Origin of the sequence: Bacillus norwichensis (genome assembly GCF_014836955.1) — a bacterium.
Classification (GTDB): domain Bacteria; phylum Bacillota; class Bacilli; order Bacillales; family Bacillaceae_C; genus Siminovitchia; species Siminovitchia norwichensis.
In genome coordinates, this window is sequence record NZ_JACSPV010000005.1 from 139,421 (window position 1) to 154,512 (window position 15,092).

A 15,092-nucleotide genomic window follows, 5' to 3' on the forward strand; every position below is an offset into this window, starting at 1 on the left:
AAATATACTTCAAACGTCGATTTAACAGGAAATTATTCGTTGTATCAGTAGAAGCGATTTTTCATGAGAATGACGCTTCAAAATAAAACCAGGAGGTTATGACTGATGAGATTTATGATGATTGTAAAGGCAACTACAGATTCAGAGGAAGGAAAAATGCCTAGTCCAGAGCTTTTTGAAGCAATGCAGAAGTATAACGAAGAACTAGTGAAAGCAGGTGTTTTATTAGCTGGAGATGGACTTCATCCTAGTTCAAGTGGGATAAGGATTTCTTATCCGGAACCGGGAGGTAAACCGAACATTGTGGACGGTCCGTTTACTGAGTCAAAAGAATTAATTGCGGGATATACCTTGATTGAAGTGAAATCCAGGGAAGAAGCTCTCGAATGGGCATTACGGATGCCAGATCCCCATGGATTTGGGCAAGGAGAAATTGAACTTAGACAGGTATTTGAGGCAGTGGACTTGACAGATAATCCTAAATTACTTGAAAAAGAAACAGCACTTCGCAAGCATGTAGGGGAGCAAAAGAAAGCGTGAGTTTGCCCCAAACGCAACGGACGATAGAAGCAATATGGCAGATTGAGTCACCAAAACTTATTGCAAAGTTAACTAGAATGGTTCGGGATGTTAGTCTTGCAGAAGATTTAGCCCAAGATGCCTTGGTGATTGCCCTAGAAAAATGGCCTCACGCTGGAATCCCAAACAACCCTGGCGCATGGCTGATGACAACGGCAAAACGACGTGCGATTGATCTAATGCGAAGAACGAAAATACGCGATCAAAAGTATGTAGAATTTGCTAGAAATAAGGATTTGTATACTGAAGACGACATAGATCATATTCTTGATGAGGAGATTGGCGACGATCTCCTTCGTCTGATTTTTATGACCTGTCATCCGGTATTGTCACAGGATGCCAGAGTAGCTTTGACACTGCGTCTTTTATGTGGACTTACAACGGAAGAGATTGCACGGTCATTCCTCGTCGCGGAATCAACCATCGCTCAGAGAATTGTCCGCGCTAAGAAAACCCTGAAAGTAAAAAAGGTTCCTTTTGAGATGCCTATGAGGGAAGAACTTCATGAGCGTCTGTCAACCGTACTTGAAGTGATCTACCTTATGTTTAATGAAGGATATTCAGCAACTTCCGGTGACCACTGGATCCGTCCTTTATTATGCCAAGAGGCGCTGAGACTGGGACGTATCCTTGCTGAGATCGCAATTAATGAACCAGAAGTTCATGGATTAGTGGCATTAATGGAAATTCAATTTTCGAGGTTTAACACTCGAGTTAATTCAAAAGGAGAACCTATTCTTCTATTGGATCAAAATCGGGCACAATGGGATCAATTATTGATTCGCCGTGGTTTAGCGGCACTGGAGCGCAGCAAGAAACTAGGTCGGTCACTTGGTCCATATTCATTGCAGGCAGCCATCTCGGCTTGCCATGTTCAAGCAACAACTCCGGAGGAAACAGATTGGCCCCGAATTGCTGCGCTTTACGAGGCCCTTTCGATTGTAATGCCCTCTCCAATCGTAGAATTAAATCGTGCGGTTGCTATCTCCATGGCTTTCGGCCCAGAGATAGGTCTCCAGATTGTTGATGAGTTGAATACTGATCCATCCTTAAAAAAATATCACCTCCTGCCAAGTGTTCGCGGGGATATCTTAATGAAGCTCGGACGGCTCGACGAAGCTCAGGCAGAATTTGAACGCGCTGCATCCCTAACCCAAAATGAACGTGAAAGGACTCTTCTACAAAATCGCGCAAAGGAATGTGAGAAAGGGACTTCTATATAAATTTGCGGTTTATTCCGGATGAATTTTAAGCCTGTATAACAGCATTTCCAAATTCACTTTCTATATAGTCTGTACGAAAATCTTTTGATTACGGAACTGGATCTCAGTATATGCAACAAGTTACAGGGGGAACGTTAATTCAACTTATATAGAACTTTTTCATACCTTTGTCGATTATCTCGTTACATATTCGTCGTCTTAGTAAAGGAATAGTTGAGCAATCCAGTCCGCTCTTCATTTCTTCCAAGCTTAAAACGAGGAGGGAAAACAGTGCGATTTTTATTGATCATCAAAGCAACAGAGTACTCGGAGGCAGGACTAACCGATAATAAAGATTTCCGTGAGGCATTCACTTCGTATAAGGAGTCACTCGCAAAAAAAGGGGCACTTCTGGCTGATGAAAAGCTGCTGCCAAGTTCAACCGGGTTAAGAATAACATATTCAAAAAAAGAGGAAAAACCTCAGGTGCTGGCTGGGCCGTTTCCAATAAATCAGGGCCTTATCATGGAGTATCTTTTGATTCATGTAAGCACAGAGGAGGAAGCGCTAAACTGTGCGCTAAGAATGCCTGTTCCAAAGCTGGGTGGCCAATACGAAATAGAAATGCGAAAACTGCAGGAAAAATCTGAGCCTATACAGGATCCTAGAATAAAAGAAATTGAATGGTCATTACAGGATCAGCTTAATATGTTGAAAAATTGGTAATGTCCATTTGCGAAAAGTTGATTTGTTTCATCCGAGAAAATTTTTTATCTCTATATAAAGGACGTGTATTAAATGAACCAAGAAGTTACTGATTTTATTGCTACATTAAAAGAACCCTGGCAAGAAGAGCTTGCCGCTAGTCTAAGGAAGGTTGTTCACGAAGCCATACCAGACGTACACGAACGCATTCAATACAAAAAACCGCACTTTTTAAAAAACGGAAAGTACGCAGCTGTTATCTCAACATCAAAAGCAGCAGTCAGCTTTACCATTTTTAATCCCTCCTTATTAGATCTTCCAGGAGAAATATTTGCTGGGCCTCCTGAAAGAAAGACCATGAAGCTTCAGAAAGGAGATACGTTTGAATTTGAACAGCTTGTCTCCCTTGTGCGTCAAGCTTCAGCGACGCTTTAACAGTAAATCAAAAGTAAAAAAGGATGCAACTCCTTGCTGCACCCTTTTTTACTTCTGCCATCTCACAAGAACATGATTGAATGAGGCTTCAAATACCTTAGCAAAAACAATACTGCTAATTAGAAAAATGACATCCCTTTATTCGTTCCATTCACTCCTTTTCTATCTCTCATTTTCCTTAGTTTAGCCACTCCCTCCCACTCTCTTAAATTTCTGAAGATAACAGCATATGACAAAAAGCGATATTTTTTAGAATAACCTCTTCTCCCCACCTTCCCTCAAAAAATGCTCCTCCGATATCTACTCATTTTATATTTCCTCCCAATTCAAAAAGGGTTATCCTTTGCTTTTGCATCCGATCAAAAAATTTCAAACTATTCAGAATTAATTTTTCAGCTTTTCTTATCAAAGCTTTCCATAACTTCGGCTAAAAGATAAGCACCTAATTTGCTTGTTTGATCATCTATATCAAATAAAGGGTTCACCTCTGATAAATCAAAACTCAGCGTGTTATCTTTTTCAATAATATATCGAAGTATTGTTCTTACTACCCGTGGATCAAGTCCAACTGGCGATGGTGCACTAACTCCAGGTGCCACGGACGAAGAAATTGAGTCAGTACATAAAGTTGCAATTACATAGTCGTATTGACCTGAAAATTCATCAATCGCTTGAAACGTACGATCATATTGTGTAATCTCTTCCTCGCTGACATATTTGCAATTATACTTAGATGCCTCGGCAAACAATTGTTTTGTGTTACCGAATTTTTGTATTCCTAAACATAAATAACCGGCGTTCTCGTCTTCTGAAAGAATTTGCCTGAACATAGTTCCCGATGAGGGAGTATCGTCAGTTCTTAAATCAAAGTGAGCATCAATATTAATGATTCCCAGTGATTTGTTGGCCCCAATAAACTGCCTTACTCCTAAATAATGCCCATAAAGAGTTTCATGCCCTCCCCCTATAATGATCGGAATATAGGAATGAGCAAATAATTTGTTAAGATAATGGCCGAGTTCACTTTGTGCCTTCTCTAATTCTTTATCTTCACAAACAACGTCTCCTGCATCTACTATTTCAGCTTCCATGTGATAAGGCAGCTTGGACAATTGCTTTCTGATCTCGTCTGGAGCTGCAGCCGCCCCAATCCTTCCTCCATTCCTCCTTACTCCTTCATCACATTTAAAGCCGATAATACCGAACGTTTTTTTATCGGTAAACGCTGACAATTCTTTTATTGATTTGGGTCTAACAACCTGGTGGAATCGAAAGCTTAATGGATTTTCAGTATCATCGATTCTCCCGTTCCAATTATTTTCATCTGGTAACGTATAGATAGAAATCACCTCGGTACACATTTGCTTTTTGTCAAAATTAAAACAAGGAACTTTATATAAAATTATAATTCCTATAGGATATAATTACTATTACCTGTTTTCTATATTTCTATAATTAATAACTATAAATGGAGGGTGGAAATTGGACTTAAGATTACTAAGGTATTTTGTCACAATTGCTGAACAATCTACCTTTACCAATGCAGCGTCACTATTACATATATCTCAACCTTCGCTAAGTACAGCTTTAAAAAAACTTGAAAATGAACTTGGCCTAATTTTAATTGATCGAAGTACAAGAGGCTTGAAACTCACGAGGGAGGGAGAAATCCTATATGAGGAAGCAAAGAAATTAATGACACACTATGAACATGTATCAGATGAAATGAAGCGGATTAAAACGTATGGGCCTCCAGAACTGGCCATTGGGGTTATTGAGTCCTCAATATTTTGGGTTCCAAAAGTAATAAAGCAATTCAAAGCAGAATTCGAAGATGCTCATATAAGTTTACTAGAAGTTTTAAGCCTAAAAGATGTCATAAAGGCATTGAATAACTTTGATATTCATCTTGCCGTAACCAATCAATATATCAATAGCAAAGATATACAAACGACCCCAATATATGAAGAGAGATTTGTCGCCATACTGCCTCCAGCCCATTCTTTAAGTGAAAAAAGCGACATAGAGATATATGACTTAAAGGATGAACCTTTCATCATCTCCAAAGAAGGGTTTCGAACCCGAGAAGATGTTTTAAACGTTTTTCGTCAAGCCAGCATACAGCCTAATATTCAGTTTGAGATAGAAAGATTAGAAACAGCTGTCAGTTTAGTAGAAAATGAATTAGGAATCACCGTAGTGCCGGAAAACTATATAAAATATTCAAAAAAGGGGACTTTTCATACAAAGGAAATTCGTGATGCCAACAGCACTAGGACTGTTTATCTAGCATATGATAAGAAAAGATACTTATCCCCGTTGGTCCTGAGGATGATTACATTGATAAAGGAATTCTATTGAAAAATCAGGCTGGTCTAATTGAATGAAAGATGGAACAAATCGCATACTGGCTCTGATTATACTTACTCATGAATGTAAACTTTAAAGGTCTGAGAATCAGTGCCACGCCAATTTCAGACCTTTTTAAGCTGATTAACAATTTTCTTCTGCTTTCACACAATCAATGGTAACAGTAAGGCAACAGCCCTCCACTATAACAAAATGTTCCTATCCAAAAACGGCTGCCTCATTCAGCAGCCGTTACAACACTTCCTGAAAAATCAATCGTAAATGTCGTGTTATTATTTGTGGAGGTTAACTTGTATGGATGGTTTAGGGTAGACAGAATTTTATTGACTAAGTAAAGCCCGATACCAGTCGCTTCTCCCTTCTTCCGCCCTTGTGTACCTGTGTAAAACAGTTCAAACACACGATTTATTTCATTTTCAGGTATTGGTTTTCCCCTGTTTCGGATACATAACTGTCTATCTTCATATTGAATTAGAACGGAAGGTCCACTCTCACCATATTTGACAGCATTACTTAATAACTGATAAATAACAACCTTTAGCCATTTTCGGTCTGAAAAAATCAATATATTTTCTTCGATTGTACTTCTAGGATAGACTTCTTTCTCAATGAAGTACTCCTTTAAATCATTAATCACTTCCTGCACAATGCTTTTTAATGAGATTGGTTCAATTTTTAGATCGGCTAATAATTTAGTAGAACGGCTATATGTTAATAGCTGATTTAAAGAAAAGTTCAATTTGTCACATTCCGCTTTGACTTTTTGCCATTCTAAAAATAAACTTGGTTCTTTCGATTGATTCGACTGGATTAATAAATGAATGACAGAAAGAGGTGTTTTCATTTGATGAACAGCTTGAGAAATCATTATTTGTTGTTCTTGGAGGGAATCCTTGTATTCATGTTCTTTTGACAGAAGGAAAGACTGAATTCCTTGCAATTGGGCAGCATATGTTTTTTCAATGGAAGCAGCCGGTTGGTGAATTAGAAAATCACCATGGTTCAATTTCTTTCTAGTCATATTTGTATACATTTTTTTTCGACGAACATAGCGAAAGAAAAGTAGTATGGTAAGCAAGGTCAAAGATAAAAATATGAAATAAGGATAGTGGTTCTCGATGCCATCTAGTCGATGAATAATGATCGGCAAACTAATGAACGTGATGAAATAAAGGATAATAAAACTCAATTGGTCCCTTAGAAACAACTTCATATATCTTTCTCCCTTAACTGGTAGCCAATCCCCCGGATTGTTGCTATTTCTAATGAAGAATGAATCTCTTCTAATTTCTTACGCAGTCTTTTAATATTAACTGTCAAGGTATTTTCCTCAACAAACATTTCCTCATCCCAGATAGCAGAAAGTAACTGCTGCCTTGATATAACATTAGGGAATGCTTCAAATAGCATTGAACATAGCATTAGTTCTTTTACTGTTAAAAGTTCTTCCTCGTCAGGTGTAGATAACCGGACAGCATCCAGGTTTAAAACTGTATTTCCCCTTTTTAGCATACGCTTTTGTGATTCTTGTGCATACTCCCCATAAACTCGGCGAATTTGCCCATTTATTTTTGCCAACACAACGTCCATTACAAAAGGCTTTGTAATGAAGTCATCTGCCCCGTTCTCAATTCCATACACTTGATCTAACTCACTTACACGAGCAGAGAGAATCATAATGGGACAATTCGATACCTGTCTTATTTTACGTGACCAATAATACCCATCAAAAGCAGGCAGATTGATGTCCATGATGACAAGATGTGGTTCTATCTCCTGGAACATATCGAGTACCCTTTCAAAATCGAGTACGATGTGACATTGATAGCCGTATTTTTCAAGATGGCTTCTTAATGTATCAGCGATAGTCTTTTCATCTTCAACGATTAATACTGTATACATCTACTCCCCCCTGTCTCTTTATCATCCATTTTTTTTAAATATAAGTGATAAATATATCCATTCAGAACTCGCTTATATCATACTCTGATTTACGAAATTTACCAATGGGAACGGTAGCAAGGGCTGTCCAGCAAGTCATTAAACACTGACTTTCTGAACAACCCTGGAAGAAATATAGAAAATTCACCTAAGAAGCAAGCCTTTATTCAGAGATTTTTACAATTGGCTTAATGGCCAGACCATTTTTAGAATCTTCGAATGCCTGGTTGATTTCAGTGAAATCATAGAATGTCACTAATTTATCGAATGGGAACTTTCCTTTTTTATAATATTCGACTAGCTGCGGAATGAATAATTGAGGAACTGCATCTCCTTCAATGACTCCAACCATTGTTTTCCCTTCTGCCATAATTTCTTCGTGAACATTGATGCTCATCTCAGGTGTTACTCCAACAATTGCAAGTTGACCAAGAGGGCGAAGGGCTCTAAGAGCTTGGCGAACTACAACAGGTACACCTGTTGTATCAAGTCCATAATGAGAACCTCCATCTGTGATATCTTTAATTTTTTCTACAACATCCTCGTTTTTACTGTTAATTGTATGTGTTGCTCCCAGTTCTTTCGCCAGCTCTAAACGATTGTCATGGATATCTACCGCAATAATGTTTTTACAGTCCGTTATTTTTGCCGCCATTATTGCACTTAAACCTACTGCACCAGTGCCATATACAACAATTGAAGTTCCGAATTCCGGTTTTAGTTTATTTAACACGGTGCCACTGCCTGTTTGAATCCCACATCCTAAAGGACCTAACAAGGCTAGATCAACATCTTTGTCCACCTTTACTACATTTCTTTCATTGGCAACTGCATATGTTGCAAATGAAGATTGACCGAAGAAGGTAGAAAGTTCTTGATTATGCTGATGTAAACGGTGCGTATCATCTTCCATTTTACCGCCAAAGTTTAATTCATTGAATTCGGTACAAACAGTCGGATGTCCCGTTAAACAGTTTTCACAATGTCCACAAGAGGCAAACGATAAAACAACATGATCTCCCGGTTCGATCCTTTTAACCCCTTCTCCTACTTTTTCAACAATTCCAGACCCCTCATGTCCTAATACGATTGGATACGGTGCGATTGCCATATCACGAGCAACAGCATCTGTATGACAGACTCCAGAAGCCACGATTTTGATTAATACTTCATTGACCTTTGGCTCAATTAGCTCTACATCTTCAAATTTGAATTCTTCTCCCTGACTATGGGTAACAGCTGCTTGAATTTTCATAGTTACCTCCTGAATAAGTCGATTTTATCTCTATTCCGAGATAAGTCTATCTATATTTTAATCCTTCGAAATAATAGATTCAAGTTCATGGTATCCAAATGAGTCGTAGTGTATTCAAACTTTAATAAGCACAACCAAAGGAATTTGTTCATCCCTGCTTGACGTCAATGCTGATTCACCTTAAACTCAGAAAAAACATGATTAAGTTATTAGAGGTAGTGACTATTTTAATCCAAGAATTGAGTTTGAAGCTACATAATAAACGGTTGAACACAATATTAGAAGCTGCTGAAAAAGGGTATCTTAAATGTAGCGATATGAATCATTTAGTTGGTGCCCAACATAAATGAAGGGTGGGGATTAAATGGAAGAAAAAAAAGTGACTTGGTTAGAACTATTTTATGATTTGTTAATTGTAGCTGCCATTGCTACTGTAACACACGTTTTGCTCCACGTGGAAGAGGGGGATATCCCTTCAGAGTATTTATTAAAGTTTGTACTGATTTTTATTCCTATTTGGTGGGCTTGGGTAGGCCAAACTATGTTTACCAATCGATTTGGACAGGACTTATTTCATCAACGGATATTTTTAATATTGCAAATGTTTTTCGCACTTGTCATGATTTCCAGTTTATCGGTGGATTTCGATTCCTATTATAAGCCATTTTTGTTGGGCTATATTGGCTTACGAGCACTAATCTCAATACAATATTTTGTAGCACAGCGTACAGAAACAGGGGATCGAAAGAAAGCAGCTTTATTTTTCGGAAAATACTTTTTGATCGGGATTTTTATTTCAATATGTTCTGTGTTTTTTGATTCCTGGATTAGATATGTAATTTTATATTTGGGCATTTTTGCAGATATTTCTTTTCCACTCATTGGACGTAAACATTTAGTAAAGGTACCTACAAACACGGGGCACCTATTAGAGCGATTTGGCCTATTCACCATTATTCTATTTGGTGAAACTCTAGTTAGTACACTTTCTGTCATTCAGCCAAGGCAGGATGATTGGCATTCGATTATGTTTTCCTTAGTCTCGTTTATTCTCATTATATCGATGTGGTGGCAGTACTTTGATAATCTAGAGAAAAAAGTGGACAAAACAAAAGAAACTGCGGGGCAAATGATTATATACGGTCATTTATTCATATTAATGTCCTTAAGCATGATTGCAGCCTCCATAAGGTTATTATATTTAGCAGAAATAAACTACATGTTTATATTGCTTTTTATATTCGGTGCTTCATTACTCTACTTTTCATCCACATCACTTGTCTTTCACCTATACCGATACGAGCATCAAAGATTAAAAATTTATCACCTAAGCTTATTTTTGGGAATTTTAGCAGCTTTTTTTCTTGTCAATTTAGCATTTACCGTACCTAACATCATAATTGCGGGGGAATTGGCCATCTTCTTTATGATCTATGCTAAAATCACAACTTAGGGGTCTGACCCCCGATACGTTAATGCGTTAAAGCAGTGGGGGTCTGACCCCTTTCTTGACCCCTTTCTTTTTCTTACTTCGGATTTTATTCTTGCCACCGCTTTCCACGCATACACTAAGTCATATGACGTGTTTAGGAGAGGATGTCTATGATTATTCATGTTGTCCGCAGCGGAGAGACTTTAGCGGAGATTGCCCGCCGATACGGTAGCAATGTTTCACAAATTGCAGCTTCGAATGAATTGCCTGACCCGAACCGGCTCATCATTGGTCAGGCTCTTGTTATTCCGATTGCCGCCCAGCAGCATATCGTTCGAAGTGGAGAAACTCTATGGCAGATCGCCCAAAGATATGGTGTTTCACTAGATGCGATTATACGGCTGAATCAATTGGCAAATCCTAATATGCTTGAGCTCGGTACCGCCTTAGTCATTCCCGCCCGTGTTCACACGGTACAAGCCGGCGAAACCCTTTGGCAGATTGCTCAACGCTACGGAACAACAGTGCAGGAAATTGTAAGATTGAATCAGATTCAAAATCCGAATGTCATTCCTATAGGCACCGTGCTCACGATTCCGTTTCCAAAGCCGGTCATTGATGTAAATGCCTATACCATCAGCCGAGGGGAAACTGGTGCCAAAGAAGTCAGGGAAGTGGGTCGGCATCTTACGTATATAACTCCTTTCGCCTATATCATGAAAGAAGATGGAAGCCTCGAATCCATCGATGATGGCCCAATTATTAAAGCAGCTCAAGAAACCCATGTTGTCCCTATGATGTCCATCACTAATTTTTCTTCCACAAACCCAGGCACCAGCTTGGCTCATACAATCCTATCAAACCCTGAACTTCAAGAGCGTTTATTAACCAACGCAATCAATATCATGGACGAAAAAGATTACCGCATATTGAACATCGATTTTGAGAATGTCAGGCAAACAGATCGCGAAGCCTACAACCAATTTTTACAGCGGGCAGCTGACCGCCTGCATCCGCTCGGTTACTTTTTATCCACAGCACTTGCACCTAAAACGAGCAGTGAGCAACAAGGGCTTCTGTATGAAGCTCATGAATATGAGGCCCATGGAAGAATAGCCGATTTTGTTGTGTTAATGACCTACGAATGGGGGTACCGCCTCGGTCCTCCGCAAGCCATCTCACCACTTAATCAGATGAGGCGTGTTCTCGATTATGCTGTCACTGTCATTCCTCGTAATAAAATTTTGATGGGCTTCCAATTGTACGCGCGTGACTGGATCATTCCCCACGTTCAAGGACAGGAAGCCGAAACCTTTGATATGCAAGAAGCTCTCCGCCGGGCATTGAAATATGGTGCCACCATTCAATACGATGAGAGAGCGCAATCCCCGTTTTTCCGATATACAGACGAACAGGGGCGCCGCCATGAAGTATGGTTCGAGGATGCCCGCAGTGCCCAGGCCAAGTTTGATTTGGTAAAAGAATTCGGCTTGCGTGGCGTGAGCTATTGGGTACTGGGCTATCCTTTTCCACAGAATTGGCTTTTATTGGAGGATAATTTCATTGTTAGAAAAATGTAGCTGGACGAAAGAGAGTCCAGCTTTTTTTCATTTAAGCCGATATTTTGACTTAAGCTTTTCAATCACGTATGATTTTGTCAAATTTAAACTTGAGTAATAAGGGGTCTGACCCCCACTGCGTTAATTCGTTACTACTTTAATGTGATGGGGGTCTGACCCCTTAGTGGAGGGCTGACAATGTTAGCGTCTATTGAAAAATTAGGAAATGGCGGCAGAGCCCGCTTTGAACGTTATTGGCATCATCCCGCTGAAGATGTATGGGCCTGGATTACGGAAAACGAAAAGCTCTCCCAATGGTTTCCCGAACTGCGAATGGGGGAACTTCGCAAAGGTGGCTTCATGCAATTTGATATGGGGAATAACAGCCTTGAGAAGCTGGAGATCACAGCTTTTCAAGATGCTTCTTTGCTGGAATTTGCTTGGTGGGAAGACAGCATCCGTTTTGAATTGCAACCAGAAACAAATGGGTGCCGCCTGGTTCTTATCGAAACAATCAGCAAAATTACAGATCATACACCAAAGGACCTTGCTGGATGGCATGTATGTCTCGACGTAATTAGTGCATTAATGGATGGCAGAGCCTTTGATCGTTCTGAAGAATGGAAGAAGTGGTATAAGAAATATATACAAGCATTTGAGTAAGCGACTAGCTTACAGAAGTGGGAGACTTTAAAAAGCTAGCCTGTCCAAAAAAACAAAAAACATTTAACCAAAATCCCCTCTCCCTTTCTATCCCCATACATAAGAGAAAACATGCCCACATATATATCAATAAAAGACCATCCGCTAATGATGAAACGGGGTGTGCCATATGTTTATTTATGTTGTGAAATTGGGGGATTCATTGTTTTCAATCGCGGCCAAGTATCGAATTTCGATGGACAGCCTTCGCATCACTAACGGTTTGAGAACGGACCAGCTTGTTCCCGGTCAGGATTTATTGGTTCCATCGAATGTATATATTGTGCAGCCTGGCGATTCTCTCTATTCCATTTCTCAGATTGCCTTTATTCCAGAAGAGACAATTCGCTTATATAACGGGCTTCAATCTGATGAGTTGACCGTCGGGATGGAGCTTTATTTTCCACCGAGGGAAAAGCATCCAAAGCAAGGCCTTAGTTATTTGACTCCTTCCACCCCTGAGCAAAACCGGCTAAATGTGCAAACCTTTGCTCCAATCACTTCGAATTTTGGTGTGTTTGAATACCATATTTTAGAAGATGGTAGTTTAAGTGCGCTGGATGATCAGCAGGTCATTTCGCTTATTAGAGAGAATGGTGCGATTCCAATCGTTGTCATTACTAACCTGACAGAGAGTGGCTTTAGTCCGCAATTAACTAACAGAATATTAAATAACCCTTCACTACGTCAGCGAGTAATCGATAATATTTATAATCTAGTTAAAAGTAAAAATTACGCCGGGGTCAATATAGATTTTGAGCAAACCCTAGAAAGTGACCGGGATTTATACAGCGGATTCTTGGCTGCCCTTAGGGATCGTCTGAGACCTGAGGGGCTCACTGTTTCGGTCGCCGTTCCCGCAAAGAGTTCTGACGACATCCCATGGCTGAAAGGGTTTGATTATGGGGGAATCGGAGCAGCTGTCGACTTTGTTTTTATCATGGCGTACGACTGGCATGAGGCCGGAAGTGACCCCGGACCAGTTGCTCCCATTACTGAAGTGAGAAAAACACTTGATTATGCCCTGACAAAGATGAGGAGGGATAAAATTGTACTGGGCGTCCCTCGCTACGGATATAATTGGACAATGAACAATGGGTCTGTTGTTAGTGCCAGAGCCTTTTCCGTAGCAAATGCTTATGCGACCGCGATGAGATACCAGGTATCAATCGAATACTCCACTGAAGATCAACAGCCTCACTACACTTACTGGGATGAAGATGGCAGGAGACACATTGTCTGGTTTGAAGATATCCGGGCACGAGCGGTAAAATTTCAATTGGCCGTCGATTATCAGCTACGAGGAGTTGGAGCCTGGCAACTAGGCCTGCACTTTCCGCAGTCCGCATTTTTAGTCCGAGAGTTTTTTAGAAAAAGAAGATAAAAGGCGCGGCTTTATTTAATGTTTATGGGTACACTCTCAGTCATTTTGATTCCTTCACCTTGGAAACATAAAAGTTCTACACAAAAAGATCTCCTTTCAGAGAGATTTTCTCTAAAGGAGATCTTTTCATACATTTTATCCGAGGTATCTTGCCGATTCCTGAATTCAAAGGAAAAGAAATGCTAGTGCCAATCCTGTCACTCATTTATCCGTCTGATCCACGCGTTTTCACATTTTTTCAACCGCTAAACACTTTCTTTATTCATAAACTTCCGCTTCCCATTCTGGCTTGATTTCCACTTCGATGGCATCCGCCACTTCCTTGTTAACCATAAACTTCAAAGTTTTAGGCGGCTCGGCAGGAATCTCACTGGGCTTGGCTTCCCCATTTAAAATTTTCACAGCCATTTCACCTGCTCCATGGCCAACTTCAAAGAAATCCACTCCAAACGCAGCAAAAGCCCCCCTTGGAACCGAATCAAGATCCGCTGCCAATAATGGCACTTTCTGTGTAGTTGCAACATCGGCAATTGACTCAAAAGCTGAAACTACAGTATTATCCGTAATACAATAAATAGCATCTACCTTATCCGCAATTGATTCCGTCGCCTGCTTAACATCCGCACTTGTGGAGACCGTCGCTTCCTCCAATTCCAATCCATACTCTTCCATCTGTTTTTTTATTTTATCGATTTGAGCGCGCGAATTTTGCTCCCCAGCATTGTAAATCGTACCGACTTTTTTCGCTTTGAGTTCGTTTTTCAAATATTCCAGTGCTTTTGGAATGGACTCTGGATGATGATGGCTTGTCCCGGTTACATTGCCGCCGGGATGTTCCATAGAGTCGATCAATTCTGCTCCAACTGGGTCGACAACTGATGTAAAAACAATTGGAATTTCCGTTGTTTTACTCAATGCAGCTTGAGCACTTGGTGTTGAGTTCGCAAAAATAAGATCCACGTTCTGGCCGACAAAGTTGGAGGCTATTGTATCATTCGCACTGTTATCCCCTTGGGCATTTTGCATGTCATATTCAACATCAAGCCCAGCCTCCTCAATCGCCTTTTTGAATCCTTCAGTCGCCTGGTTTAACGCCGGATGTTCCATTAATTGTGTGACACCAATCGCATATGTCTCCTTGCTTTCCTTTCCGTCTGAATCGGCCAGCTCTGTTTCAGGCGCAGAAGAATTGCTGCTACAAGCTCCTAAAATGAAAATGGCTCCGACTAAGGAAAGGAGACTCTTTTTAAACCTCATCCTACTAACCCCCAATTCTAATAAAATTCCCTTTTTTCTAAAGATCGAGTGCACCTTGGCGTATTTGCGCCCAGAATTTATCGAATTCCGCTCGATAAATTCCCGCTGAAAATCTATGGCATCTACCGGAGGATTTAACTTTATTCAGTCGGTGTTTGAACCCCTACTGAATAGAATATTAATACACTTTCATCTCACCACTTACAGAAGTGGGAGACTTATGAAGTTAATATTTTCAGAAAAATTATAAACCAGTGTGTATGCGCTGTCA

The 15,092-nt window shown here is 40.0% G+C and carries 14 protein-coding genes; 9 read left to right on the top strand and 5 right to left on the bottom strand.

All coding sequences use genetic code 11. The annotated features are described in order from the left end of the window. The first annotated feature begins 105 nt into the window (after positions 1–105). The 4 genes from H9631_RS04670 (at position 106) to H9631_RS04685 (ending at position 2,921) form a co-directional block, all read left to right on the top strand. Positions 106–540, top strand: a complete 435-nt coding sequence (locus tag H9631_RS04670) for a YciI family protein (RefSeq protein ID WP_191810394.1) — start codon at positions 106–108, stop codon at positions 538–540. After that, positions 537–1,802, top strand: a complete 1,266-nt coding sequence (locus tag H9631_RS04675; RefSeq protein WP_191810395.1) for an RNA polymerase sigma factor — start codon at positions 537–539, stop codon at positions 1,800–1,802. The genes H9631_RS04670 and H9631_RS04675 overlap by 4 nt, the downstream gene beginning before the upstream one ends. 270 nt (positions 1,803–2,072) lie before the next feature. Continuing rightward, positions 2,073–2,507, top strand: coding sequence for a YciI family protein (locus H9631_RS04680; protein ID WP_191810397.1), 435 nt, complete (start codon positions 2,073–2,075; stop codon positions 2,505–2,507). A 72-nt stretch (positions 2,508–2,579) separates the two neighbouring features. Then, positions 2,580–2,921 (top strand): DUF1801 domain-containing protein, encoded by a 342-nt coding sequence (locus tag H9631_RS04685; protein WP_191810399.1) that lies wholly within the window; start codon positions 2,580–2,582, stop codon positions 2,919–2,921. Between the two features lie 392 nt (positions 2,922–3,313). Here H9631_RS04685 and hutG read toward each other — a convergent pair whose 3' ends face one another. Further along, a complete protein-coding gene (hutG, locus tag H9631_RS04690; RefSeq protein WP_404801716.1) occupies positions 3,314–4,261 on the bottom strand; it encodes a formimidoylglutamase in 948 nt (315 codons plus the stop codon). A 142-nt stretch (positions 4,262–4,403) separates the two neighbouring features. Between hutG and H9631_RS04695 the strand changes: the two genes are divergently transcribed. Continuing rightward, a complete protein-coding gene (locus H9631_RS04695; RefSeq protein WP_191810403.1) occupies positions 4,404–5,282 on the top strand; it encodes a LysR family transcriptional regulator in 879 nt (292 codons plus the stop codon). A gap of 226 nt (positions 5,283–5,508) precedes the next feature. Here the strand turns inward: H9631_RS04695 and H9631_RS04700 are convergent, their stop codons facing one another. The 3 genes from H9631_RS04700 to H9631_RS04710 form a co-directional block, all read right to left on the bottom strand. Continuing rightward, positions 5,509–6,504: a sensor histidine kinase gene (locus H9631_RS04700; protein ID WP_191810405.1), complete on the bottom strand. Its 996-nt coding sequence runs from the start codon at positions 6,502–6,504 to the stop codon at positions 5,509–5,511. Further along, positions 6,501–7,193, bottom strand: coding sequence for a response regulator transcription factor (locus tag H9631_RS04705; protein ID WP_191810407.1), 693 nt, complete (start codon positions 7,191–7,193; stop codon positions 6,501–6,503). Before H9631_RS04705 ends, H9631_RS04700 begins: the two co-directional genes overlap by 4 nt. Before the next feature lie 202 nt (positions 7,194–7,395). Beyond that, positions 7,396–8,487 carry an NAD(P)-dependent alcohol dehydrogenase gene (locus H9631_RS04710; protein WP_191810409.1) on the bottom strand — a complete coding sequence of 364 codons (1,092 nt, stop codon included), beginning with the start codon at positions 8,485–8,487 and terminating at the stop codon, positions 7,396–7,398. A 364-nt stretch (positions 8,488–8,851) separates the two neighbouring features. On the opposite strand from H9631_RS04710, the gene H9631_RS04715 reads away from it, so the two are divergent. The 4 genes from H9631_RS04715 (at position 8,852) to H9631_RS04730 (ending at position 13,564) form a co-directional block, all read left to right on the top strand. Next, positions 8,852–9,940 carry a low temperature requirement protein A gene (locus tag H9631_RS04715; RefSeq protein ID WP_191810411.1) on the top strand — a complete coding sequence of 363 codons (1,089 nt, stop codon included), beginning with the start codon at positions 8,852–8,854 and terminating at the stop codon, positions 9,938–9,940. A 149-nt stretch (positions 9,941–10,089) separates the two neighbouring features. Then, on the top strand, positions 10,090–11,499 hold the full coding sequence (locus H9631_RS04720) for a LysM peptidoglycan-binding domain-containing protein (protein WP_191810413.1): 1,410 nt from the start codon (positions 10,090–10,092) through the stop codon (positions 11,497–11,499). A gap of 177 nt (positions 11,500–11,676) precedes the next feature. Continuing rightward, on the top strand, positions 11,677–12,141 hold the full coding sequence (locus H9631_RS04725) for an SRPBCC family protein (protein WP_191810415.1): 465 nt from the start codon (positions 11,677–11,679) through the stop codon (positions 12,139–12,141). A gap of 169 nt (positions 12,142–12,310) precedes the next feature. After that, positions 12,311–13,564, top strand: coding sequence for a glycosyl hydrolase family 18 protein (locus tag H9631_RS04730; RefSeq protein WP_191810417.1), 1,254 nt, complete (start codon positions 12,311–12,313; stop codon positions 13,562–13,564). A 258-nt stretch (positions 13,565–13,822) separates the two neighbouring features. On the opposite strand, the gene H9631_RS04735 is transcribed toward H9631_RS04730, so the two are convergent. Continuing rightward, on the bottom strand, positions 13,823–14,821 hold the full coding sequence (locus tag H9631_RS04735; protein ID WP_191810418.1) for an ABC transporter substrate-binding protein: 999 nt from the start codon (positions 14,819–14,821) through the stop codon (positions 13,823–13,825). Positions 14,822–15,092 lie beyond the last annotated feature (271 nt).

Excerpts from the sequence above, each read along its gene's own strand:
- H9631_RS04735 (WP_191810418.1), bottom strand. The coding sequence starts at position 14,821 with ATGAGGTTTAAAAAGAGTCTCCTTTCCTTAGTCGGAGCCATTTTCATT.
- H9631_RS04715 (WP_191810411.1), top strand. The coding sequence starts at position 8,852 with ATGGAAGAAAAAAAAGTGACTTGGTTAGAACTATTTTATGATTTGTTA.
- H9631_RS04720 (WP_191810413.1), top strand. The coding sequence starts at position 10,090 with ATGATTATTCATGTTGTCCGCAGCGGAGAGACTTTAGCGGAGATTGCC.
- H9631_RS04700 (WP_191810405.1), bottom strand. The coding sequence starts at position 6,504 with ATGAAGTTGTTTCTAAGGGACCAATTGAGTTTTATTATCCTTTATTTC.
- H9631_RS04710 (WP_191810409.1), bottom strand. The coding sequence starts at position 8,487 with ATGAAAATTCAAGCAGCTGTTACCCATAGTCAGGGAGAAGAATTCAAA.
- H9631_RS04725 (WP_191810415.1), top strand. The coding sequence starts at position 11,677 with ATGTTAGCGTCTATTGAAAAATTAGGAAATGGCGGCAGAGCCCGCTTT.
- H9631_RS04670 (WP_191810394.1), top strand. The coding sequence starts at position 106 with ATGAGATTTATGATGATTGTAAAGGCAACTACAGATTCAGAGGAAGGA.
- H9631_RS04685 (WP_191810399.1), top strand. The coding sequence starts at position 2,580 with ATGAACCAAGAAGTTACTGATTTTATTGCTACATTAAAAGAACCCTGG.
- H9631_RS04730 (WP_191810417.1), top strand. The coding sequence starts at position 12,311 with ATGTTTATTTATGTTGTGAAATTGGGGGATTCATTGTTTTCAATCGCG.
- H9631_RS04705 (WP_191810407.1), bottom strand. The coding sequence starts at position 7,193 with ATGTATACAGTATTAATCGTTGAAGATGAAAAGACTATCGCTGATACA.